The sequence below is a fragment of the Calothrix sp. CBUCES-K 9914 genome, from assembly GCF_059640475.1.
This window is the reverse complement of record NZ_JBXXZH010000140.1, coordinates 1-24,834: the sequence shown is the minus strand read 5'-3', so window position 1 is coordinate 24,834 and position 24,834 is coordinate 1. Positions and strand designations below refer to the sequence as shown.

At 39.0% G+C, this 24,834-nt stretch carries 23 protein-coding genes; 14 read left to right on the top strand and 9 right to left on the bottom strand.

Features of this window, described 5'->3' with window-relative positions:
* Nucleotides 1-142: 142 nt before the first annotated feature.
* The gene (locus AC2JBO_RS26875) at nt 143-406 is read right to left on the bottom strand and encodes a DUF2171 domain-containing protein (RefSeq protein WP_496956690.1); all 264 of its coding nucleotides are present in this window, start codon (nt 404-406) and stop codon (nt 143-145) included.
* Between the two features lie 309 nt (nt 407-715).
* Here AC2JBO_RS26875 and AC2JBO_RS26870 point away from each other — a divergent pair, with 309 nt between their 5' ends.
* A complete protein-coding gene (locus tag AC2JBO_RS26870; protein WP_496956689.1) occupies nt 716-2,344 on the top strand; it encodes a tetratricopeptide repeat protein in 1,629 nt (542 codons plus the stop codon).
* Between the two features lie 61 nt (nt 2,345-2,405).
* Here the strand turns inward: AC2JBO_RS26870 and AC2JBO_RS26865 are convergent, their stop codons facing one another.
* Complete coding sequence (locus tag AC2JBO_RS26865) at nt 2,406-4,049, bottom strand: HlyD family secretion protein (protein WP_496956688.1); 1,644 nt, start codon at nt 4,047-4,049, stop codon at nt 2,406-2,408.
* A gap of 481 nt (nt 4,050-4,530) precedes the next feature.
* On the opposite strand from AC2JBO_RS26865, the gene AC2JBO_RS26860 reads away from it, so the two are divergent.
* From AC2JBO_RS26860 to AC2JBO_RS26835, 6 genes are all read left to right on the top strand, one after another.
* A complete protein-coding gene (locus AC2JBO_RS26860; protein WP_496956687.1) occupies nt 4,531-7,113 on the top strand; it encodes a GAF domain-containing protein in 2,583 nt (860 codons plus the stop codon).
* A gap of 220 nt (nt 7,114-7,333) precedes the next feature.
* Nucleotides 7,334-7,942, top strand: a complete 609-nt coding sequence (locus AC2JBO_RS26855; RefSeq protein ID WP_496956686.1) for a hypothetical protein — start codon at nt 7,334-7,336, stop codon at nt 7,940-7,942.
* 50 nt (nt 7,943-7,992) lie between these two features.
* Nucleotides 7,993-8,319, top strand: a complete 327-nt coding sequence (locus tag AC2JBO_RS26850; protein WP_496956685.1) for a YnfA family protein — start codon at nt 7,993-7,995, stop codon at nt 8,317-8,319.
* Between the two features lie 524 nt (nt 8,320-8,843).
* Nucleotides 8,844-9,476, top strand: a complete 633-nt coding sequence (locus AC2JBO_RS26845) for a class I SAM-dependent methyltransferase (protein ID WP_496956684.1) — start codon at nt 8,844-8,846, stop codon at nt 9,474-9,476.
* A 143-nt stretch (nt 9,477-9,619) separates the two neighbouring features.
* Nucleotides 9,620-9,877: a hypothetical protein gene (locus AC2JBO_RS26840; protein ID WP_496956683.1), complete on the top strand. Its 258-nt coding sequence runs from the start codon at nt 9,620-9,622 to the stop codon at nt 9,875-9,877.
* A 6-nt stretch (nt 9,878-9,883) separates the two neighbouring features.
* A complete protein-coding gene (locus AC2JBO_RS26835; protein WP_496956682.1) occupies nt 9,884-10,225 on the top strand; it encodes a type II toxin-antitoxin system PemK/MazF family toxin in 342 nt (113 codons plus the stop codon).
* A gap of 15 nt (nt 10,226-10,240) precedes the next feature.
* On the opposite strand, the gene AC2JBO_RS26830 is transcribed toward AC2JBO_RS26835, so the two are convergent.
* Nucleotides 10,241-10,903, bottom strand: a complete 663-nt coding sequence (locus AC2JBO_RS26830) for a DUF1345 domain-containing protein (protein WP_496956681.1) — start codon at nt 10,901-10,903, stop codon at nt 10,241-10,243.
* A gap of 62 nt (nt 10,904-10,965) precedes the next feature.
* A complete protein-coding gene (locus AC2JBO_RS26825; protein WP_496956680.1) occupies nt 10,966-12,213 on the bottom strand; it encodes a hypothetical protein in 1,248 nt (415 codons plus the stop codon).
* 124 nt (nt 12,214-12,337) lie between these two features.
* On the opposite strand from AC2JBO_RS26825, the gene AC2JBO_RS26820 reads away from it, so the two are divergent.
* Entirely contained in the window at nt 12,338-13,324 is a 987-nt protein-coding gene (locus AC2JBO_RS26820; protein WP_496956679.1) for an RNA polymerase sigma factor, RpoD/SigA family, read from the top strand.
* A 19-nt stretch (nt 13,325-13,343) separates the two neighbouring features.
* Here AC2JBO_RS26820 and AC2JBO_RS26815 read toward each other — a convergent pair whose 3' ends face one another.
* Together AC2JBO_RS26815 and AC2JBO_RS26810 are read right to left on the bottom strand one after the other, a co-directional pair.
* Entirely contained in the window at nt 13,344-14,594 is a 1,251-nt protein-coding gene (locus AC2JBO_RS26815) for a sensor histidine kinase (RefSeq protein ID WP_496956678.1), read from the bottom strand.
* A 189-nt stretch (nt 14,595-14,783) separates the two neighbouring features.
* Nucleotides 14,784-15,416, bottom strand: a complete 633-nt coding sequence (locus tag AC2JBO_RS26810; protein WP_496956677.1) for a pentapeptide repeat-containing protein — start codon at nt 15,414-15,416, stop codon at nt 14,784-14,786.
* Between the two features lie 259 nt (nt 15,417-15,675).
* On the opposite strand from AC2JBO_RS26810, the gene AC2JBO_RS26805 reads away from it, so the two are divergent.
* From AC2JBO_RS26805 to AC2JBO_RS26795, 3 genes are all read left to right on the top strand, one after another.
* Nucleotides 15,676-16,134 carry a CAAD domain-containing protein gene (locus tag AC2JBO_RS26805; RefSeq protein ID WP_496956676.1) on the top strand — a complete coding sequence of 153 codons (459 nt, stop codon included), beginning with the start codon at nt 15,676-15,678 and terminating at the stop codon, nt 16,132-16,134.
* A 706-nt stretch (nt 16,135-16,840) separates the two neighbouring features.
* Nucleotides 16,841-18,937, top strand: coding sequence for a PAS domain-containing sensor histidine kinase (locus tag AC2JBO_RS26800; RefSeq protein ID WP_496956675.1), 2,097 nt, complete (start codon nt 16,841-16,843; stop codon nt 18,935-18,937).
* Between the two features lie 150 nt (nt 18,938-19,087).
* Complete coding sequence (locus tag AC2JBO_RS26795; protein ID WP_496956674.1) at nt 19,088-19,537, top strand: pentapeptide repeat-containing protein; 450 nt, start codon at nt 19,088-19,090, stop codon at nt 19,535-19,537.
* Nucleotides 19,538-19,724: 187 nt separating this feature from the next.
* On the opposite strand, the gene AC2JBO_RS26790 is transcribed toward AC2JBO_RS26795, so the two are convergent.
* Nucleotides 19,725-19,913 carry a CsbD family protein gene (locus AC2JBO_RS26790; protein ID WP_496956673.1) on the bottom strand — a complete coding sequence of 63 codons (189 nt, stop codon included), beginning with the start codon at nt 19,911-19,913 and terminating at the stop codon, nt 19,725-19,727.
* A 340-nt stretch (nt 19,914-20,253) separates the two neighbouring features.
* On the opposite strand from AC2JBO_RS26790, the gene AC2JBO_RS26785 reads away from it, so the two are divergent.
* Together AC2JBO_RS26785 and AC2JBO_RS26780 are read left to right on the top strand one after the other, a co-directional pair.
* Nucleotides 20,254-20,463 (top strand): acetyltransferase, encoded by a 210-nt coding sequence (locus tag AC2JBO_RS26785; RefSeq protein ID WP_496956672.1) that lies wholly within the window; start codon nt 20,254-20,256, stop codon nt 20,461-20,463.
* Nucleotides 20,464-20,647: 184 nt separating this feature from the next.
* Nucleotides 20,648-22,312 (top strand): FAD-dependent oxidoreductase, encoded by a 1,665-nt coding sequence (locus AC2JBO_RS26780; RefSeq protein WP_496956671.1) that lies wholly within the window; start codon nt 20,648-20,650, stop codon nt 22,310-22,312.
* A 110-nt stretch (nt 22,313-22,422) separates the two neighbouring features.
* Here AC2JBO_RS26780 and AC2JBO_RS26775 read toward each other — a convergent pair whose 3' ends face one another.
* Nucleotides 22,423-22,671 (bottom strand): hypothetical protein, encoded by a 249-nt coding sequence (locus AC2JBO_RS26775; protein WP_496956670.1) that lies wholly within the window; start codon nt 22,669-22,671, stop codon nt 22,423-22,425.
* Complete coding sequence (locus tag AC2JBO_RS26770; RefSeq protein ID WP_496956669.1) at nt 22,640-22,954, bottom strand: hypothetical protein; 315 nt, start codon at nt 22,952-22,954, stop codon at nt 22,640-22,642. The genes AC2JBO_RS26775 and AC2JBO_RS26770 overlap by 32 nt, the downstream gene beginning before the upstream one ends.
* 253 nt (nt 22,955-23,207) lie before the next feature.
* Here AC2JBO_RS26770 and AC2JBO_RS26765 point away from each other — a divergent pair, with 253 nt between their 5' ends.
* A complete protein-coding gene (locus AC2JBO_RS26765; protein WP_496956668.1) occupies nt 23,208-24,656 on the top strand; it encodes a sensor histidine kinase in 1,449 nt (482 codons plus the stop codon).
* Nucleotides 24,657-24,834: the final 178 nt, after the last annotated feature.

The following is a 24,834-nucleotide window of genomic DNA, read 5'->3' as shown; positions in this document are numbered from 1 at the left end:
AATGAGTGCTGAGTGCTGAGTGCTGAGTGCTGAGTAATGAGTAATGAGTGCTGAGTAATGAGTAATGAGTAATGAGTGCTGAGTGTTTAACTCATAACTTCTAACTTCCACTCAGCACTCAGCACTTTCTACTCAGCACTTCTTAAGCAGGTTGTTCATTAAGTAACTGCGTTGAAACCTCATCAACAGTCTTACTCAAATATAAAGCGCGTTCATCAACTGCTCTTACCCAATCAATAGGCAACCAGTGATGTTTACCATCAACAGAGCTATGTTTAGTAATTTTAATATACTTATCACCTTCGACTTTATCCACGTTACCAATGTGAACATCAGAAGCTCCGCCTAAACCACCTGAACCTTCTGCATAAATTGGTAAATGCTCTTTAATTTTCGCCAAATCCATTATTAACCTCTTTAACTATTCTGACCCAAACAAATAACAAGTTGATTGTGTATCACAATTAACATTTAGACTATTGCCTCAACTACATCAAGCTCCTCATCCTACAGATAGAAAAACTTCTCAAAGAACAAATAAATCCTTTATTAGGTGCCCGAACATAACGAATAATTTACAGTCGTAGCACAGGCATACGAACTGCACAGGCGAGACGCCTATGCTACAAGCTCAATAAAAAAAGTCTAAAATGGCTTTCATTTTGTTTGCTTAGTTAATAAAATAACCAGTAGACCCAAATCGCAAAATTCGCTAATGGATTGGATTACCGTACTGCGATGGCTTCAATCTGATTTTATTAACAGGTTATCATCTGGTTCACTGCTGCACTGTGAGAACGAGGGACAGCATAGCGAGTTGACAGTTATTTCTGGTACTCGATTAAATGCTTTGCGAAACTTTTGTTGGAGAATGGCAGAGAAGTATAAGCGAGTGTCCCCAGTTCGCGATGTTTTTACAAGTTTTTTAAAAGGCAAGTTAGGTGAAGAGCTTGTTAAGGAACGACTTTCGGGTTTTATTACCGAGGTTGACTATGAGCAGCATCTTGGTGGAGATGGTAATGTTGATTTTACATTAACGGCAAATCCGTTGATTGGTGTAGAGGTAAAATCGCGCTGCGGTACCTTTGATACAGTTCGATGGTCGGTGACATCGGAAGAAGTAGCGAAAAATGCTGTTATTGTCTGTGTTTTGATTCAGGAGAAAATTAACGAAGCACAGTCGGAATATAATTTGGTTCTAGCAGGGTTTTTACCTACTGCGATGATTAAGCTGAAAACCGGAAAAATTTCGTTCGGTATCGAACAGTTGATGTATGGTGGTGGTTTAGTATCTTATCTAGAGCAGTTACTATCAACACGTCCAGATTCAAATTTTGGTTCAGGTTTCAGTTCAGCTAGTTACCATTCAAATCGCGATAAGCTACCTGTTTATCAATATATATCGAGTGACGACCAGGGTAAGTATGAACATGAAGAATCTGATTCACAGCAAAATCCTGACAAACTAGTACTATTGTATATACAAAATGGTGATGATAGCGTTCAGCGCGCGAACTACGAAGCGGCTATCATCGCTTATAACGGTGCTTTAAAGTTAGATGGTAACAATCCAGAAATTTATTATAGAATAGCTACCGCAAAGTATCAATTTGGTGATTATGAAGGCGCCATAATTGATTGTCAGCAAGCGGTTAATATCAATCCTAATTATCTCAAAGCTTATCAAAAAAGCGGATTGGCACGTTATCAAATTGGAGATTGCGAAGGCGCCATTGTTGATTTTACGCAGGCTATTCGTATTAATCCACACGATGCCTTTGCTTACTTGAACCGTGCATACGCGCGCTCACATCTTGGAGATAACCAAGGCGCCATTGAAGACTACACGCAAGCCATCAAGTTAAATCCAGATGCGAATAACGGCAATAACTTACAGCAAGAAATAATTCCTACTACAACAGATGAAGAAACTTTTGATACATCTTCCGAATATATAAATCGTGGGAATTTACGTTATGATACTGGAGATTATCAAGGAGCAGTTGCTGATTATACCGAGGCAATAAAAATTAATATTAGTCTTAGTATCTATGATGCGGACGTTTATTTTAACCGTGCTAACGCGAGATATGATTCAGGAGATAGAAAAGGCGCCGTTGAAGATTACAGTCAAGCCATCAAAATAAATCCCATTGATGCAGAAGCTTATTTTCATCGTGGCAATTTACACTATGAGTTAGGTGATAAACAAAGCGCAGTAGATGATTTGAAAAAGGCTGTAGATTTGTATCATAGGGAAGGTAAGTTAGTAGAATATCGAAACGCGCGGGAGCAGATTATTGATATAGAAATTGAAGAATCTCTGAATAATTTAAATTTTTAGTAGTAGTAAGGACTTTAGTCCTTAAATTTAAGCACTAAAGTGCTTACTACAAACAAACGCACTAAATTTCAACTTTTACAGAGGCAGGAGTACCAGGTGTAAGAAGTGACTTGTATTTACCTAAAGTTTGAGAATCGAATAATATTTTTACTGGTGGACGCAAGTGATATTTAGTTTTAGAAGACGATAATACAGATTGTACTTTGCCTGTAAAGGTTTTGTCTGTTAAAGCTTTAAGTTGGATTTGCACTGGTTGTCCAGGTTTGATTCTTTTTAACTGTTCATCGTCAAAATCAGCAGCTATCCAAGGTTTTTGCGGTACTAGCGACATTAAAGTTTGTCCCTGTTCTACCTTTTGTCCTGTTTGCGCGCGCTTAATATTGATTTGTCCAGTGTTGGGAGCAGTTATTTTTGTGTAGTAGAGTTTATATTGCGCGTCTTTGAGTTGCACTTGAGCTTGTTTTAAGGCAGTTTGTGCAGTTTTGAGGTAAAGTTGACTTTTCGAGTAATCTAAAAGCTGTAACTCTGAAGCAGCTTGCTGTACAACTACTGTTTTTTGTTCTGTTAACTTCGTAATACTTTTGTTCTGCTGTTCTTGGTGGATTTTAAGTTTATTCTCTAGCTGCTGTATACCTTTTTCATAGTCTACTTTTAATTTTTCTGCTTTCCGTTCATTTGCTTTTACTTCCTTAGCATATTGTTGTTCGGCTTTTTTTTGTTCTATTTCCTGCTTTAACTTGGTTTGTGCTTCAGTAAAGTTTTTACGAGTTAGCTCTAACTTCTGCTGTAACTTCGTTTGCGCTTCCAGTATATTTTTACTATCTTGCTCTAGCTTCTGCTTTAACTTAGTTTGTGCTTCAGTGGAGTCTTTACGAGCTTTTTCTATTTTTTGTTGTGCTAACTTGATTTGCCCATCAAGATAATTTTGCCGTGCGGTTGTGAGTTTGGCTTGGGCGAGTTTAAAGTTTTCGATACTAGAGTTATGCTGTTTGAGTATACTGTCGTATTTGGCTCTATTTTCTTCAAGTGTCTTCAAGGGTATGAAACCTGATTGTTGAAGCTTGACAAAACGCTCATAATCAAGCTCAGTTTTAACAAAAGCTGGTTCGATACGTTTTAATTCAGACTGAGCATTTTTGACTTCTGTTCGTGCTGCAACAACCGTTGGGTCATTTTGACCTGGTAAAAGTACTTTAGGGTGATTTGTTATTTTAGCTTTGACGGCGCCTGGAGTAACGTTAGCCTTTTTTGTTTTGACTTGCTGTTGAGCTAGTTGTACAGTTGTTTGGGCAACTTTTACTTTAGTTTGATATTCTGAAGGGTCAAGCTTAACTAAAACTGAACCTTTTTTTACAACTTGATTTTCTGCCGCGATGACGCTTACTACTTGACCGGGGATTCGAGAATTAACGGCATATGTATCAGTTGCGACATAAGCCTTATTTGTTGCTTCGTGAGTTAGAGCATACCGCCACCGGAGTGCGCCAGCAAATAAAGCGGTTACGGCGCCGATACATAATAAACTCAATAGCAGTGACTGACGTGACTTCAATTTGGGAATTATTTGTAGCTGCGATACTTTTTTAGGCTCGACAACAAGCAGACCTCGTTCTGCAACAACTATTTGAGAGTTGGGAGGAGAAGGAAGGTTAGTACTAAATGAGTCTGCTTGTTCTACTTGAGCTTCAGTGTCAAAGTATTCCATTTTTGCACCTGTAACTAGAATTCAAAACAAAAATCAGCCAAAATGTCCATACTTCTCCAGGAATCAACCTTGGAGGGCGTTAACTTTTCAGAGCGAGCAAAAGTCCGAATTTAAAGCTGTTTCCAGTAAATATTAGCGTTTACTAATTAGATTACTACTAATCGCTCCAATTAACATAAAGTAGGGTGCGTCACGCTATAACAATTCTGAATAAAACTAATGAACTAGTGGCGTGACGCACCATCGTGCAGCTTCGTTTCTTCTTAAAGTAAGGTGCGTCACGCCACAAGTAACTGCGCTTCGTTTCAAAATTTTAGTGGCGTGACGCACCCTACGTAAGTAATGACGCTTGGATTTTGAAAGATTACACTGTGGATAATGGCTAGGCTAGAGTTGCTACAAGCAACACCAGTATACATGAAATCATTGTTAATCCCGTTAAACATTCCTTAGTTATCGAATCCTATATCAAAAGCTAATTATGTCTGTTGAACAACGTAGTTGCGGTAGTACCGCCGATTTAATAATTGGTGTTGGCCGTCAAGACCGCGACTTGCAGCCTGAAGCTGCTGCTGTGGGTGCCCTTGCCAAACGACAGGGAACTATTTCTACCTTTTTAGCTCCGCTAACTCAAGATACCTTTAAACAGGTTGTTACGGAAGTTGAGCAAAAGTTGGTGGTTGTTAATCAAACTCTATCAATGCTCGATTCGCACGGGTTTGAGACAATCTTAAAAGAGATGCTGCATTCCATCACGCTCAAAACAGGTGAGCTATTGGGAGCAGACCGAACGACTATATTTTTGTTGGACGAAGAAAAACAGGAACTCTGGTCTATTGTTGCTGAAGGTGATGGCGCCAGTTCGTTGGAAATTCGCGTTCCTGCCAATAAGGGCATTGCTGGAGAAGTTGCCACATATAAAAGAGTTATAAATATCCCTTTTGATTTTTACGATGACCCACGCTCTTTTTTCGCGCAGCAACAGGAGAAGCGCACGGGCTACCGTACCTACACAATGTTGGCATTGCCACTACTCAACGAACAAGGACAATTGGTCGCAGTAGTACAATTGCTTAATAAATTAAAGCCACAACACCAAGCTAGGGCGCCTCTATCAGAGCGGATTGATCTTATAGGTTTTAGTAGGGCTGATGAACAACTATTTCAAGAGTTTGCCCTGTCTATCCGGTTAATTTTAGAATCTTCGCGCTCGTTTTATGTCGCGACGCAAAAACAACGCGCGGCAGCAGCATTGATGAAAGCGATTAAGTCACTCTCTCAAAGCAGTTTAGACTTAGAAGAAACCTTGAAGCGGGTAATGCAAGAGGCAAAAGAGCTAATGAACGCTGACCGCAGTACACTGTGGTTACTAGACCGTGAGAAGGGTGAGCTATGGACAAAAATCTCGCAAGCGGACGGTTCGATGAAAGAGTTGCGCGTTCCTTTTGGTAAGGGGTTTGTTGGGCAAGTTGCCGCGTCGGGCAAGACTTTAAACATTATGTTTGATTTATATGACCATCCTGACTCTAGTACTGCCAAGCAGCTTGACCAACAAAATGGCTACCGTACCTGTAGCTTGTTGTGTATGCCAGTATTTAACGCTGACCAGGAGTTAATAGGGGTTACTCAATTAGTTAATAAAAAGAAATCGGGAGATTTTCCCAACTATGACCCAGCAGACTGGCCTAAAGCTCCTGAATGTTTCCAAGCTAGCTTCGACCGTAACGACGAAGAATTTATGGAGGCATTTAACATCCAAGCTGGGGTAGCGCTACAAAACGCCAAGTTGTTTGATACCGTTAAGCAGCAAGAGCAGATGCAACGCGATATCTTACGCAGTTTGTCCAACGGTGTAATTTCTACTGATAAAGCGGGAAATATTATTGCGGCAAATGAAAGTGCGAAGAAAATACTCGGAATTGAAACTCTTGACCGTTTAGAAGGCAGAATGATAACTGATGTTATTAGCATCAAACAAGGTGACTTTAGAAAGTGGTGTCATGATGCTTTACACGCAGCCGATAAAAAGCGTAGTCAACAGTATTACCCAGACCAGACGTTGTTAATGGGTGGTACTGAAGAACACAGTATTAATTTATCGATTAATTCTATCGCTGATGCTAGCGACCATTCTTCAGTTCGAGGCGCCTTAGTAGTGATGGAAGACATCAGCGACGAAAAGCGTCTCAAGAGTACGATGTATCGCTATATGACGCAAGAGTTGGCGGAAGAGTTACTCAAACTCGATGATGCGAAGTTAGGAGGAGATAGAAAAGATGTTTCCATACTATTCTCAGATATACGTGGTTATACGACGCTAACAGAGAACCTCGAAGCTGAGGAAGTCGTGAGTATGCTCAACGAATACTTTGAGTCAATGGTCGAAGCGGTATTTAAGCATAAAGGAACTCTCGATAAATATATCGGTGATGCTATTATGGCGGTGTTTGGTTCGCCTTTACCCCTCGAACAACATGCGTGGATGGCAGTGCAAACCTCTTTAGAAATGCGTCACCGTCTACGCGACTTCAACCAGCGTCGTCACGCCATCAATAAACCCCGCATTGACATTGGTATCGGTATCAACTCTGACACCGTTATTAGCGGCAATATTGGCTCGAGTAAGCGTATGGAATTTACGGCAATTGGTGATGGTGTGAATTTAGGTTCACGTTTAGAAAGTGTTAGTAAACACTACAGTTGTGATATTATTATCAGTGATAATACGTATAAACCTTGTCAAGATAATATTTGGGCACGTGAACTTGATTATATTCGCGTGAAAGGTAGAAATGAGCCAGTAGCAATATATGAACTTGTCGGTTTACGTACAGACCCAATTGACGGAAAACGTCTGGATATAATCGAATATTATCATAAAGGGCGCCATCACTACTTAAATCGTCAGTTTAACTTCGCAAAATCTGAGTTTAGTAAGGTCTTAGAATTAAATCCCCATGACCATGCATCAATTCTCCACGTGCGACGTTGTAACCACTGGTTGCAAAGTCCACCTTCAGATAGAGACTGGGATGAAGGTGTGTGGACATTCAAAGATAAGTAATACTTCATTGGGGTTATAGCACAGGCATCCTGCCTGTGCAATCTAAAACTACTGGTTCGTGTCAATAGTTTTGGGGCGTTGGAAAAACGAACCGCAAAGAACGCAAAGCGCGCAAAGAAGGAATTAAGAAGAACTCCCCAAAATTAATAACACAGACTACTACGACAGCGCGTCTTTTGACTTCAACGTATAACTAATGGGATTTTAAAAATAAAATCTCATGTGGCACCTATCAAATTTTACTAGAAAGCTGAGTTTAATAATTATTCTTAGTTCGATAATCTCTCCTGCTGCGGCTCACAAAATCGAAGTCAAAGGAGATGTAGCTGGTCTTTGGCACATTGAACCAAACCATAGTCCTAAAGCTGGTGAAAATGCGAGAGCTTGGGTGGCACTGACACGAAGAGGAGGAAAAACATTACCTCTTAGTCAAGCTAATTGTCAAATGGCTGTTTACTCAAAACCTCGTAAACCCAAAGATGCACCTATTCTGAGACCAACCGTTAAAGCTATCAACGCAGAAAAATATCAGGGTATTCCCGGCGCCGATATTGTTTTTCCGAATACAGGACTTTACGAGTTGGAGTTAAGCTGCACACCAAAAACAGAAGGTGATTTCCGCGCGTTTGAAATGAACTATGATGTTACAGTCGCAACAGGAAAAACCTCTTCTGTTCCTTCCCCTCAAGCATCTCCAAACACACAGAAAGTCAGTGGCGCCAGTGCAGCAACAGAACCAGAAGGTGCTAATGTTGTATCATTAGCGTTACCAGTTGTTATAGGATTGGGTATTGTAGGAATCGCCGCATGGTTTATAAAAAAACGCTAACCAATATACTCAGCACTCAGCACTCAGCACTCAGCACTCAGCACTGAAATATGGAAATTAATTCGCTGTTTTATTTTATTATTGCTGGATTATGCGAAATTGGGGGAGGGTATCTAGTTTGGCTGTGGTTACGAGAAGGAAAAAGTCCTATTTTAGCTTTGCTTGGTTCAGTGTTGCTGACTGTATACGGGTTTGTTGCAACAAAACAACCTGCTAACTTCGGACGCGCGTATGCTGCTTACGGTGGTGTTTTTATTTTTCTGTCTATTATATGGGGTTGGAAAGTTGATGGAGTGGCGCCGGATAAGTTCGATTGGTTAGGTGCTAGTATCATATTTGTAGGCGTGTTAATAATGATGTATACGCCTCGAAACTAGTCAAAAACAAGAATAGTTTTATAACCAAATTAGAAGTTTTAGAAGCACTCAAAAAAATTGGAAATAATTGAGACAGCATCCAATACTGCTCGGATAAGAAATTGATCCCCCCAACCCCCCTTGATAAGGGGGGCTTAAAACTGCTCTTATTCCCCCCTTATTAAGGCTATGGTGTATACACAAGTCTCTAAAAATGACCTTTCTTCTCTTTCTTTGTGTTCTTTGTGCCTCTGTGGTTCATAAAAATTTAAACCACAAAGACACAAAGGTCACAAAGGAGGGATATTGAGGAGGGTTTATAAAGATGTGTGTACACCGTAGCCTTATTAAGGGGGGTTAGGAGGGATTGTATTTTAGTAAAATGTCTTAACCGAGTAGTATTGAGACAGCATCGAGATTAATAGGTGAAGAAACTACCAAAAAACTTAGCCTAACTGATGCTGCTGAGATAATGCGTCCATTTTACGAACAGGGAAGCGAATTTGTAGTTTTTGCAGACCAATAATTTGAGGACTTCTATGAGTATGAGTCAGAAAAAAGTTCTTCAGGAGTATGACAAAATAGCGGAAACTTATGACCAACGTTGGAACAGCTACATTAGCAAAACATTAACTTTTCTGAAAAACTGGGCAGATATTCCACCTCAAGCATCAGTATTAGATGTTGGTTGCGGAACGGGTGAGTTTGAAAGTCTTATACTACGTGATAATCATAACCAGCAAATTACAGGTGTCGATATTTCAGAACAAATGTTATTTGCTGCTAAACAGAAATTTCAGGCACATTCTAATGTAGATCCTAACGTTTCCTTTCAAATCGCAGGTGCCTCAAATTTACCTTTTGCAAATCACAGCTTTGATATAATCGTATCTGCCAGTGCATTTCATTTTTTTGATGACCCCGTTGCAGCGTTAGCAGAAATGACGCGCGTATTGAAACCGCATGGAAAAGTATTTATTTTGGACTGGTGTAAAGACTACTTTTTTTGCCGTTTAATTGACCTATACCTAAAAATGCTTGACCCTGCTCACGAACGCTGCTACACTCAAGCCGAATTCCACAATTTACTTACATCCGCAAATTTTAACATTCAACGCGCGGCTAAATTTAATTTTGATATAATTTGGCAAATGATGATTGTAGAAACAACATCGTAGGGTACGTGACGCTATTAACAATCTACAACGAAGCTAATAATCCTGTAGCGTCACGCACCACAAGCGCCTGATTTAAGGTAAGCTAGGATATAACCCGACCTACAACTGTCTATAATGAAAACATCCAACGTAATTACAACTTTATGGATGTGACTAAAACGATTGATACTCAAGTTACATTGCCTGTAGAATTGTATCAATTACTTGCCGAACAGGCACAAGCACATGGTAATTCTATAAGCAGTGAGGTTACAGCCTTGCTAACTCCTTTACTATTGCAAATGCCCCCAGAGCTAGCAGAGGAAATTAAAGCTTGGGAGGCAGCAAGCGATGAGGATTGGCTAGCTATGGAAGCTACTCTAGCATCACAAGATGATGAGACTCCCTTGCATTGGAGTTAGTAATTAATGGCAAGAGGAGACATTTATATAATTGGTTTGCCAGAGTCTGATGGACGCGAAGAAAAAGGAAATCGTCCATCTGTCGCAGTACAAACAGATACTGAAACTTCTCCAATGTTGATGATAGTTCCGCTTACATCATCATTAAAAGCCCTACGGTTTTCATTTACAGTTAGAATTGAACCCTCCGAATTTAATGGTTTAACCATTCCTTCGGTTGCAATGGTATTTCAAATGCGAGCTATTGACCGGAAAAGAATAATTAGGAAGATAGGTAAGTTAGAGTCGCAATATTTAGGACAGGTTGATACAGAAATTTGGAAAATGTTGAAGCCCCCAGAAAATTAGGATTTATTAAAAAAATCAAATTGTACCAGCAATAATATTAATACTCAGCGCTAAAATAACTGTGTTGAAGAAAAAAGTTAACACACCATGTATTAATGATAATCGCCTCATAGCATGTGATGTGACTTGAACATCTGAAACTTGACAGGTCATGCCAATTACAAAGGAAAAATACATAAAGTCCCAGTAATCAGGTTGTTTCTCTTTTGGAAAATCTAAACCGTAATCTGTTTTTTGTTCTGGGTCTTGGGTATCATTACGGTAATAAAGGTGTGCGTAATGTAAAGCAAACATTGTATGCATTAGCAACCAAGATACAACGATTGTAAAAGCGGCAAGCCCTACATGTAAAGCGATTAATTGAAAAGGAATATTTTTATCTTTATTGCTGTTGAGCATAAAGCCAATAGCCAGAAGACTCGCACAGGCTGCTGCAATAATTACAGTCATTATTGTCAAACGACTATTGTCTTGAATTTGGGCGTTGCGACAAATAGCTTGAGGATTTGTGCTACTCATCTTTGACCATGCCAATGCTAAAAAACAAGTTACGCTTGCATCCCAAGAAATGATACTACGAGTTGGCAAGTGTATCCAACGTGGAATTAAAATACACACTATCACGAAAACAGTAGCGGAAATAATTAATCGGAGCCGCGCGCCTTTTTGTTTGAGCATATAATAACAATGATTGTGGTTAGATTCCCGACTTATTAAAGAAGTCGGGAATCTTAAGAAGTCTAAGCTACCCAGATGTTTCTAAAAAATCTAATGGCAAAGCTAGCAAGGACAATTGCAAAGTATATTAATATTGGTAATCCCCAACGACTGTAACGAGATAGTAACATTCCAAAGGCAATGGCAATTGATACAATACTATAAGCATAGCGTTCTGCGGAGACAATGCTGCCTGAAAACAACACTAGTAGTAATGAAAAAATACCGTAGCTAAGTACAACAGGACGAAGTTCGTTACGAAAATGCCATAGCAGATAGCTGCCACCGAATACCATGTAAGTTTTGACAAACCCGTCTCCCCATAATAGCCACATCCATGCTAGTAATATAAATGCTATACATGCTGATACAAATTTATTTAGCTGCTGGTGTCGGCGCCAAAGTAAATAAGCTCCAACGCAAATTACAGCAAATTGAACTGGATGAAATATATTTTTAGGTGTGTAGTTATTCCAGTTGAGCGAACCAAAAATTCCATGAATAAAATGTATTCCCCAATTACGTAAGTCTACACCCGCAGCAGAACGATGTCCAAAAGCTGCTTGTGCTGTTAAAAAAGCTAATGGGTCGCCAAACTGAATAGCACAATACCCACTGTAAAGCAAAAATCCAACACTTGTTACACCTGCTACAATACGAGCCTTGATATCTTTATTTTTCCAAGCTAAAAATAAATATGTTGGAATTAGTGTAATACCTGTAAGCCGAGTCGCTGTTGTTAAGGCGCCCCAAATAGCAGCCCAAACATACTTATTTTTGTCGAAAGCTCGTAAAGATAAACTGCTTAACAGCAAAAATAACCCTTCTGTATACGTAACGGTGCCATAAAGTGATAGGGGACACCACACGAAACCTGCAACCGTCCAACGCGCGGCTTTGATACCATGTCGTTCGCTAACCCAATTGTATATTACGATTAATGCTCCCAAAAATGCCAAATTATTAACTAGTGTCCCTGCAACCTCAAACGGCAACCCTAATTTCATTACTGCTGAAGTAATACCGGGGTATAAGGGGAAGAAGGGAACCGAATGTAAACGACCATCGTTAATAAACTCATAACCTGAAGTTGCTATCTGTTGATACCATGCTCCGTCCCAACGCGCGAAACCATCCCATCCCACAGTCGCTATATGCCGACCCTTCGATACCAAGGGAGCAATTAGCTGCATGGCAATTACAACTATTATTCGGCTACATAACCATAGAACTAAAATAAACTTTAAACCGTTTGCTTTGTCAAAAAACATTGTAATCTTTTTAGAGACTGGGTTTTTATGTAAGAATACATCGTTTCTTCAATTTTTTGACACAACAGTGTAACATAGTCTTTTTAATATGGACAACATTATCGTTATTACCAAGCGAAATTTTATGAACAGTGCCCCATCTTCAATAGTTAACACTAGTCAGCCAAGACCTCAAAATGATTTAGTGCGTATGTACCTTCACGAAATTGGACGCAAACCGCTGTTGACGCACAACCAAGAACTGACGATGGGACGGCAAGTTCAACAGCTAATGATGCTGCTTGCTGTAAAAGACCAGCTCGCTATTCAACTAGGGCGCCTGCCAACAGATACAGAATGGGCGTTAAGTCTTAATATTGACGAGGAAACGCTTCACGCACAAATCAAAAGTGGGCAAGAGGCAAAGCAAAAAATGATTGAAGCTAACTTGCGGTTGGTTGTGTCAGTTGCTAAAAAATATCAGCGCCGCAATATGGAGTTTCTTGATATTATTCAAGAAGGTACATTAGGTTTGGAACGGGGTGTCGAAAAATTTGACCCAGATAAAGGTTATAAGTTTTCCACTTACGCTTATTGGTGGATCCGTCAAGGTATTACGCGCGCTATCTCACAAAAATCGCGGGATATACGTTTACCCATTCATGTTACCGAAAAACTTAACAAAATTAAACAAATTCAGCGAGAACTGTCTCAAACATTAGGTCATACTCCCTCTGTTTCGGATATCGCAAAAGCCCTTTCTTTAGAACCAAGTCAAATTCGAGAATATTTACTTTTAGTTCGTCAACCAATTTCTTTAGATTTAAAAATAGGCGCCGCACAAGATACTGAACTATGCGAGATGCTTGTTTCAGACGCTCCACCTCCTGAAGAGTATGCTGAACGCGAATTACTTTGTCAAGAAATTAAAAATTTATTAGAAGTACTTAATCCTCAACAGCGAGAAGTATTAACTTTACGTTTTGGTTTAACCAATGGTGAGGAAAAAACTTTGGTACAAGTTTCTCAACTTATGGGTTTGAGTCGAGAACGTATCAGACAAATTGAACAACAAGCTTTCAAAATTTTACAACGATATAAGTACAAATTAAAAAATTATCTAGCTAGCTAATTTCATTCCGGCATACAGTTTAAGCTGCGCTAACAGCAAGAGACTTTTGACGTATCGGAATTTGAATTATAAATTCTGTGTCGGTGCCTCTTATGGATGTAAACATCAACTTACCACCGTGTGTTTTGGTAATAATTTGATAGCTAATAGACATTCCCATTCCTGTTCCCTTACCAACGGGTTTAGTTGTAAAAAATGGGTCAAAGATACGTTGGTGGAATTGTATTGGAATATCTGGACCATTATTGGCAATTTTTATTTCCACCAATTGGGAATCTACTATATAAGTGCTAATTGTAATTCGATTGTATTTGGCTATTTCTGGACTTTTTTGCTCGTAATTTGCTTCTTCTAAAGCATCAACAGCATTTGCTAAAATATTCATGAATACCTGATTTAGCTGTCCGGCGTAACACTCTACTTGAGGTATATCGCCATAATTTTTCACAATTTCGATTTCTAAGTGTTTTTTACCTGTTTTAAAACGGTGCTGCAAAATTAACAATGTACTATCAATACCCTCATGAATGTCTACTAATTTCAATTCTGCTTCATCCATCCGCGAAAAGTTCCGTAACGATAGCACTATTTGCCGGATACGCTCACTACCTATTTTCATCGAACTTAGAATTTTCAATAAATCATCTTTTACAAACTCTAAGTCTGTTTTCTGTGCTAACGCGCGAATTTCTGCAACTGGCGTAGGAAAATGTTTTTGGTAAAGTTTTATCAATTCCAGTAGGTCTTGAACATATTCCTGCATATAATCGAGATTTGCGTGAATAAAATTTACAGGATTATTGATTTCGTGAGCAACACCTGCTACTAACTGTCCTAAGCTGGACATTTTCTCTTGCTGTATGAGTTGACTTTGAGTCCGCTGTAACTCATGCATTGCCTCTTCGAGAATTTGATTTTTGTTCTCAAGTTCAACTTTGGAGGAATAAATTTGGCTGAAGCAGGCCAGCAAATCAAAACTTCGATAAAAGCTGAGAAAGTAAATGGCAATTATTACCGTTAATAAATCTGTTGCCACTTGCCAAGCAACTGGGTTTGGTAGTCCTAACTGAGCAGCACTATGCATCCCGTGACCTAATGCACAGCTAAAAAATATGCCAGCTACTGCTAGTACAAGCGGGTCAATCCCTGCATATCGGTTACGCCATATACCATATATAATGCCTGAAGATATTGCGAAATAACAAAATGATATAATTATGTTCTCGCCTGTTAGTATCAAAGAAACGTTCGTAAATTCCAAATTATGCATAAATTACAATGTGAACACTAACGACCTTATTTGTTATGATTACATGATTTTCTCATTAGACAGTATCGTAAACCAAACATTTTACCATTAAGTGCTTCTCTTACAATTTAATCTTTCTTATTGTTTTAATTACTTCTTAATGTTTTTTTAATTTCTAACTTGTAATTTCTAACGAATAGCTGGTTAAATTTATTCAAAAATAGCATCGGTAAAATTACAGTTTATCAGATTTGTATACTGAAGTAAAGCACCTCTAAAATCGGCGCCTGTTAAGTCAGCTTCATCAAGACAAACGTTATTAAGGCAGGCGCCTCGGAAGTCAGCATCTTGCAAATTGGCTTTTCTCAAATTTGTTCTAAATAACTGCGCTTGAGTTAAATTAGCTTGTTTGAGATTAATTTCGCTTGCATCCGCTCCAGTTAAATTTGCGTGACTCAAATTAGAATTACTAAAATCAGCCATATTTAGTTTAGCCGAACTGAGATTAATTTCGCTTAAAATTTCGCTCTGTAGATTTACACATCTTAAGTTCGCGTTAATAAACATTCGTTCTCCTCTTGCATAACGCTCTTTAAGTTCTTTTGGCTTTAAAGTCGCGATAACAGCTTTAGTATCACCTTGATAACACCATGACGCTTGCATCAGACTTGCAGCGGTATTAACGGCAACTTCATCGCACGAGTTGACGATAACACCATTGCAACCATCCCACTCAGCTTTTAGCATAAACGCGATTTCGTTCGCTTTTTCAATTGAGTCGAATAATAAAATAGCTCTGGGAGCTTCCGTAAACAAGCTTTGGATGTAATTGCGTATGTACATACAATTATAAGTGTGTCTATAACCCTATCTTAAACTGCTAACTGTAGTGTAAAATACTTCTAAGGGTAGATACACGCTATATCTAGCTTTTAACGTCATTACAATCCATCGGAAGAAATAACCATCTTACTCCGAGTGATTGAGTTAAATTTTTTCCAAAAATGCGGAAATAATATTAATAATGCTTCAACGCAAAGAAACTATCGGCTAAGAAACCCGGTTTTTTGTATAAAATTGTTTATTATACTAGGAGTCTGCTATGACCGCTCAATTACCAGTACCAGAATATAAAGAGCAAGACTATATCGATAAATACGACGAAATCACAAAAATTTCTGAAGATACATTGACCCTCGGTAACTCCCAGCTTGCAACTCGTCCTTTATTACCTCCTGCAACCGAAACTCAAAACGACTTAGAACGTATAAGCTCCGACCTTTTTGAGTTTTTGAGAAAGCTACCTGAGCATACAGCTTGGTTTTACAGCGAATACAAGTTTTTATTTATTAGCTTTGGCTCCGTCGTCGCAGCAGTTTTTGCTCTACGTATCGCAGCAGCTGTACTGGGCGCCATCAATAGTTTCCCACTGTTCAAAGAGTTCTTCCAGTTGGTTGGTATCGGTTACACTGCTTGGTTTGTGAACCGCTATCTCAAAAATGAATCAAATCGTAAGGAATTGGCGGAAACAGTTGATTCAATTAAGCAAGAAATCAATTAAAATCAAGACTACGTAAGGTGGGCACTGCCCACCTTACATATTGGCGTATAAACAATTAAAATCTGAAGAAAGTAAACTTATTATGCCAGTAAAGCGCTAATCCTTATACATATATATTGGACTTAGCGCTCTACTGTAATATGTTCAAGGTCTTTATATAAGATGACCCCACTTTATCGTTACTTATATACTAACCGCTATTTTTTCAGGCACCTTCTATCTTGATGCATAAAAATCATAATCTTTAGAGTGTTCCAATTAAAAAAATATCCCAAAGTAAATGTTGTAGGGTAGGCGTCCTGCCTGCCCATCAATATTGTAGGACAGGCGAGACGCCTATCCTACGGGATAATTTATTTCTTGGGCTACTCTTATAGGGATACATTATTTATTTTTGCTTATAGACACTATTATTAAAACTAATATTTTGAATAAAGTAGGGTTTTGGAGCAGTACGGTGATATAACCCTCGTGACTGAGCTACAAACGCATATAGTTCACTACTGGGAGGGAAGATTTTAATTGAAATCTGAGTAACTTAGATAAGTGTAACCAAATAAAAAACTTTTTTAGTTTAAGCATGTCAATGCTATAAAAGTAAGTTTGTTAAATTTGTCGGATGTCACATCCACAGCTAACACTTTTATTTTTATACCTTGAGATATGTTTTAAATTAAGTATTCATATAGCCAAATCAGGAAAGGAAATGACTACTTTTCTAGACAGTATTACCGATGGTGTAATTATCCTTGATACACAGTGGCGCTTTATATTCATCAATAACCAAGGCGCCAAGTTTTTCGATAAGAGTCAAGAAGAGTTGTTGAGTAAAAATATTTATGATGCGTGGACAGAAGCTAGTACAAGTATTTTTGATGAACACTGTCGAAGCGCTATAACTAAACAAGTGCCACACCATTGGCAGCAGTTCAGTTCTTTGCTTGACACATGGCTCGAATTTTACGTTTATCCATCAGAAAATGGATTAGTTTTGCTAATTCAAGAATCAAAACAACTTTCTGTGTCGAGGCAACTTCAAGAAGCACAACTCAATATATCTAACCCACTCGAATATCAGCTGCTTTACCAAACTGTCAAACTAGCTGAAACTGATGGTGCCGCCTTAAATCAGATGATACAGCATCTGATTGCTGAAGCTGCGTTGCGTCATACCAATGCTCAGTTAGCAAAAATACTTGAAAGTATTACCGATGGAGTTGTCGCTCTAGACCATGAGTGGCGTTACACTTTTGTTAATGAGAAGGCTACACAGATTTTACAAAAGTATGAAGGTGAGTTACTGGGTAGAAATATCTGGCAGGTGTATCCGCAGTTAGTTGATACACTAATTTACCAAAAATCTCATGAGGTTGCTCAAAAAGGCGCCTCGGCACAATTTGAAGCTTTTTATCCCGATTTTAACCTCTGGCTAGAACATAACATCTACCATTCTGTAAACGGCATTTCGATTTACTTTCGAGATATTACGCAGCGTAAACTCCGAGAAGCAGAGCGTCAAAGATTATTGGAACGTGAACAGGAAGCGCGCGTTGAAGTAGAAGTTGCAGAGCAAAAGTACGCTTTTTTATCAGAGGCAGGACGAGTATTAGCAACTTCGTTGGATACTCAAACAACTTTATCGACAGTAGTGCGTTCGGTTGTACCATTTCTTGCAGATTATTGTTTGGTGCAGAAACTGGGAAGTGACGGTTCTTTTCAGTCAGTTGCGGCAATGCACTGTATGAGCGAAAAACAGGGACTAGTTGATGAGCTTGCAAATCGTTATCAAAGTCACATTCAAAATCCAACTAGTTTAACAACTAGAGTTTTTCAAAGTCGAGAGCCGATTTTGATTACTGAGTTTGACCGTAGCGCGGCAGCTTTAATGGAGCAAGATGAAGAGCTACTTAGTATTTATGAGCAGTTAAATCCTAAATCTTGCATGATGATACCATTAATCTCGCGCGGTCAGATTTTTGGAACGTTATTTTTAGCTTATTCTGAGTCAGAACGTCGTTACACAGAATCAGATTTAGGTTTAGCAGTTGACTTAGCTTGTCGCGTGGCAATGTCGGTGGATAGCTCGCAATTATACCATCAAGCGCAGGAATCGAATCGTCTTAAAGATGAATTTTTGGCAACAATGTCCCACGAAATCCGCACACCGCTGCACGCTATATTAGGATGGGCACAAACGCTATCGCGTCGAAATGTAACGGATAGCGCAGTTTCCAAGGGAATTGAGACAATTGAGCGCAATGCTAAAAATTTGTTAAAGATAGTCTATGATTTGCTTGATGTTTCCCGTATTATTACAGGTAAGTTGTATTTAGATGCAGCGACTGTAGACTTTACAATCGTAACTGAGGAGGCGATATCGTCGTTACAACTTGCAGCAAAAGCAAAATCAATTCATATCGAGACATACCTTGACCATAATATTAATCCGATTCGTGGTGATGCGGAGCGTTTGAGACAAATTGTCTGGAATTTAGTTTCCAACGCGATTAAATTTACACCCAACGGGGGAAGCGTTACAATTCGTCTTTTTGAAGTTCAGCAGTATGTCCAGTTAGAGGTTAGTGATACAGGGCAAGGTATTCACAGTAGTTTTCTACCATACATATTTGACCGTTTTCGTCAAGCAGATGGTTCTTTCACTCGTGTGAATGGGGGGTTAGGATTAGGTTTGTCTTTAGTACGCCCCTTAGTCGAAATGCATGGTGGTACTATTAATATCTATAGTGCAGGAAAAGGTCAAGGCACAACTGCCACTCTCAGACTGCCAATTTCATCTGTTTGATTTGATTGTAGGGAAGTAGCATATCACGTTTATACACCAATATCCAACTATTCAACAAGCGCGTCTATACACGGAAATCCTTCAACTCTACACAAAGATTATGTATCCATACACTGAAATTTTGCGTCCGTACACCGAAATTCCAGGTCTATGATTAATACTTTTGAGGAGAGCTTAATGACAAGAGAGGAGCTATTACAGAGATACGCACAGGGAGAAAGGGACTTTGCAGCAGCTAATTTGGCAAATGTATCCTTATCAGGTGTAGACTTACGTGGTATAGATTTAAGTAGAGCTAATTTAGTCGAAGCAGATTTATCGAGTACGAATTTGAGTTTTGCTAATTTACGTGAAGCGAATTTAGTCAAAGCGAATTTAATGCAAGCGAACTTACATCATGCAATGCTTCTCAAAGCTAATTTGAGTGAGGTTCAGTTGAACGCTGCAATTTTGACGAATGCTGTTTTAGTTGAAGTCAATGCTAGTTATGCTTTTATGCTTGAAGCGGTTTTAACTGGAGCTAACTTGAATGATGCCTTTTTACACGGCGCCATTATGCCAGATGGTAGTGAATATGTGCCAGAAGCAGTGAAAAAATAAGGTTATATCATGTCCGGATACATAGTAATAGCTTTGACGCACCCCACACACCAAAATTAATGGCACAGAACAGTAGTAAATTTTCAAGGGACTAACATAATTTTAAAGTCCCCATTTTTAAGCGGAGACTTTAAAGGGATCAATTATTCCTAAATCTGAACCGATACAACGAATTCAGGATTATAAATTATGCTTTATCAACGATGTCCTTAACGCCATCTTTGACATCTTCTTTAGCGTTGCGAGCTTCAGCTTCTACTTGTTTAGCTTGACCTTCTGCTTTATCTGCTGGGTCGCCAGTTAGCTTACCTAATGCTTCTTGCGCTTTACCTTCGATATTTTTAGCAGCAGCTTTTGCTTTTTCTTCTAAACTCATGGTCTTGCTCCTTATGATGTTAACTTTGCAGTTATTCTGCAAATATTTAATTAAAAGACAATGCTATTTGCCTTCGACAATTATTAATTTAAACAATCTTTATCGCTACGTCACCCAACCTAAGTCAGATAAAAGTAAATATATTGTATTCCAAAAGGTATATCTTAATTAAATTTAATTTACTCTATATAGAATAGAAAAACTCGCTTAGAGCAAAAACCCGGTTATAAAGGCTAAAATCTTTAATATCTCTCTTAAGGTTGGTGAAAAGCGTAGAATTTATAGGGTAGTCTCAAAATGAATTCAGCTAAATACCAACAATTGATAGAAATCAAGGCTTATGCTTCTACAAGATAAAGAAACCGGAAATTTAGTAGAAATAAATGACTTGCAGGCGTTATTAAGCCCAAACCAAGATAGCGTTACAGTGCAAACTCAAGCAGGAGAAGAAGAGCAAGACCCAGAACCATTAAAAAAATCAAATTTGGTTTTCCCATCTGGTGAAAGTTTACCTCGCTGTTGGTTTGATGCTGACTACCAGAAAAAATAATCAGTAAGTGCTGTATTAACTGTTCAATTGAATAAGTTAAATTACTTGGGTGGACATTTGTTCGCCCTTGTTAGTATAAATCAAGCTATGGGTTGAATGTTACGTTTTTACAAGATTCAAGATTTGAGCGAGGATAACACTGTATACGATAATAATTATATATTTGCTTTTATAAAGGGAACTCATGGCTAAACCCGTAATAATGACGGTTGACGACGACCCAGAAGTTTTACAAGCAATTGCGCGCGACCTAAGACAAGAGTATGGTGACCGCTATCGGGTAATGCGTGCGGAGTCAGGAGCAGCAGCGCTAGACGCACTTGAAAAGCTTAAGCTTCGTAATGAAACAGTAGCATTGTTCCTTGCCGACCAACGAATGCCACAAATGTCGGGTGTCGAATTTTTGGAAAGTGCGCTGTCGATGTATCCTGATGCAAAGCGCGCGTTACTTACAGCGTATGCTGATACAGATGCAGCTATCCGCGCAATTAACACGACAAAGGTCGATTATTATTTGATGAAACCGTGGAACCCTCCAGAAGAACGGTTATATCCAGTCTTAAATGATTTACTCTATGATTGGTTAGCTAAATTCAATCCACCATTTGATGGTATAAGGGTAGTTGGCAACCGTTGGTCACCGCATTCGCATTCTGTAAAAGACTTTCTCGCGCGTAACCAAGTACCTTATGAATGGATGGATATTGAGTTATCCTCTGAAGCACAGAAACTAGTTGAATATGCTCAATGCGACCATTTGCAATTACCTTTAGTATTTTTCCCTGATGGCACAAATACTCTGCAACCAACGAATGCCCAAATAGCCGAAAAAATTGGCTTACGAACTCAAGCTGGAAAACCCTTCTATGATTTAGTTATCGTTGGTGGTGGACCTGCTGGTTTAGCTGCTGCTGTTTACGGTGCATCCGAAGGTTTACGTACAGTCATGCTTGAACGTGAGGCGCCTGGAGGGCAAGCGGGTACTAGTTCACGTATAGAAAACTACTTAGGCTTCCCTACAGGACTAAGCGGTGGAGATTTAGCGCGTCGGGCGGTAGACCAAGCAAAACGTTTTGGCGTGGAAATTCTCACACCTCAAGAAGCTCAGGGTCTTCGCGTATCAGACCCATATAGATTTATACAGTTAGCAGACGGAAGTGAGATTAGCTGTCATGCATTGATATTAGCACTGGGTGTATCATGGCGCCGTTTGGATATACCAGGTGTAGAACGGTTAACAGGTGCAGGTGTTTATTATGGTGCCGCGCAAACCGAAGCATTATCATGTCGAGGAGAAGAAGTATATATAATAGGTGGTGCCAACTCTGCTGGACAAGCAGCGATGTACTTTTCTAAATACGCCGCAAAAATCACAATGTTAGTGCGGGGAGAATCTTTGACAAAAAGCATGTCGCAGTATTTAATCGAGCAAATAGCGTCAACACCAAACATCGAAGTCAAAGTACACACCAGTGTCATCGAAGCAAAAGGTGAAACTTCTTTAGAAGCCATTACACTGCAAAACGTTTTAAGTCAAGAAACACAAATAGTACCCGCAAACTCACTGTTCATATTTATAGGCGCCCAACCAGCAACTCAATGGTTAGATGGAGTAGTAGAACGTGACGAACGCGGTTTTATATTAACAGGGCCAGACTTAAAACGTAATGAAAGGCGCCCTTTTGGTTGGAACTTAGAACGCGACCCATACCTGTTAGAAACAAATATCCCAGGAGTGTTTGCAGTTGGAGACGTGCGTCATAACTCAGTTAAACGTGTAGCATCAGGAGTTGGGGAAGGTTCAATATGTGTTCAATTTGTTCACCAATATTTGAGTAAAGTTTTGTAAAATCCCCCAACCCCCCTTAATAAGGGGGGCTTAAAATCCACTTATTTTCTAAATTTTTAAAGTAGCTAAAAACACACTCTTTCCCCCTTATTAAGGGGGGTTAGGGGGGATTAACTAACAATTTGCTTATCAGATTCAGTTTTCTTTTTACTTTTAGGTAAGAAGTCGTCTATATTCATAGGCGTTCTTCTTAAAGTATCTAAAGGAACTAGAAACTCACTTGCTTTTACCTTCATATCAAGCGCAAAGAAAACTCCCATCATCTCAGAAAAAGTGGCGCCATCATAATCTTTATCTTCATAATGCTTCAATTTTTCTTCTGTTAAACTAGATAGCGCAGCAAGTTCTTTGTGACTCAATTTTGAAGCAATACGAAGCTCTAATTAACAGTTGTGGAAAATAGTAAATATCCTCAAGCGTCAAAACTATAGGTGTATGACTGTCATGAGCAACAAGACTTTCGTACTCAGCTATCTCCGCTTGTAATTTTTCTATATGGCACAGTAGGGCACTTCTGCTTGACTCCCATTTGAGGAAATCTTTGTTTTTGCGTTCTTCATCTTTATCCATTAAATCAATAGAATATTGAAACTTTTGAACCCATTCTTGAGACACTTGGTATTCTAAATCACTTTTAATCATGGTTCCAACCTCCGGTATAACACTCTTATGTATTAGGACAAAGGAACTAGCTAAAAGCTTATTATAAATCAGGACTTACAGTATTATTACAATCAGGAGTTGGTGCGTGACGCTAGAAGTCCTATAACTACGTTGAGATTTGTTCGTAGCGTCACGCACCCTACGTTTTTATGTGCCAACTGGCTAAGTCATAATAAATATTAAAATGGTTATTAATGTCATAATCTCTTAATAAATCCGGTTCTCCATCATTATGCTGCACGACCCTAACCAAGATACCTTGTTTCCAAAGTTACCCGAAGACGCATTACAGAAAATGCTGACAGTCGGCGCCCAAATACATTTTAATGCTGGTGATATTGTATTTACAGAGGGGCAAGCAGATTATAAATTTTGTATTGTTTTAGATGGTGAAATTGAAATAACCAAGCAGCTTGGTGGAGAGAGAAAATTGCTTGCGGTTCACCGTCGAGGTGAGTTTATGGGTGAAGTATCAATGTTAACTGGGCAAGGTTCTACAGCAAGCGCACGTGCATTGACTGCTGCTACGGTTTTAGAAATAGATAGTGAAACTTTTAAACGTATTATAGCTGAGTGTTCACCAATTGCAGATGTAATTTTGACTGCGATGGTAGGACGCAGTAAAGATGTGGAAGTGCAAATGCGTCACTCTGAAAAACTTGCAGCACTTGGTAAACTTTCAGCAGGTTTAGCGCATGAATTAAACAATCCCGCAGCAGCAGCAACACGCGCGTCATCCAACTTACGTGAAATTTCAAAAACTTTACAATCTTTAACGTGTCAACTATATTCGTTATCGCAAGACCAATTAAAGTTTATTTGTGACTTTGAACTTCAAGCAAATTCTACTATAAAACTTGACCCTTTAGACCAAAGCGACTTGGAAGACGCTGTAACCGACTGGTTGGAAGACCATGATATTAAGAATAGCTGGAAAATGGCGCCAACATTTGTGAATACAGGTATAAATACAGATAAACTAGATAATCTTGCAGACCAAATACCACAAGATAAACTGGAAATAGCACTACATTGGTTAGAAGCAAAACTTGCTCAAACTTGTTTATTAAACCAAATTGAACAAAGCACGGCGCGCATCTCGGAAATAGTCAAAGCAGTTAAAGGCTATTCTTACATGGATCAGGCACCGTTGCAAGAACTCGACGTACATCAAGGAATAGAAAACACTTTAATTATATTTGGGCACAAACTCAAAAAAGGTATAACAGTAAAAAGAGAATATGATTTAACATTACCGCGTATCCAAGCTTACGGCAGTGAACTAAACCAAGTTTGGACTAACTTAATAGATAACGCAATAGATGCCATGAAAGGCAAAGGACAATTAACGATTCGTACTGAATCAGATAATACTTGTATATTAGTAGAAATTACTGATACAGGAATAGGAATACCAGAAGCCGTACAACCGCGTATATTTGAACCATTTTTTACTACAAAAGAAATGGGCGCCGGAACTGGATTAGGTTTAGATATAGCTTACCGTATTATTGTGAAAAAACATCACGGTGATATTCACGTTCAATCAAAACCTGGAAATACCTGTTTTCGTATTTATTTACCAATTAACCCAAATAATAAAATTAAATGTGAAAGAGTTGATCCCCCCAACCCCCCCTTGATAAGGGGCAGGGCTGATTCATTCTTGGAAGGAAATTAGGTTCAGTTTAAATTTTCTACAAAATGACACGTAACTTCTTCTTTTCTTTGTGCCCTTTGTGCCCTTTGTGGTTTATTTCTTTAAAGAACCACATAATCCGGAGGATTTCCCGCAGGGTAGACACGAAGAACACAAAGGGCAATAGCGATTTTTATTTTTAGAATGAAACAGCCCTGCC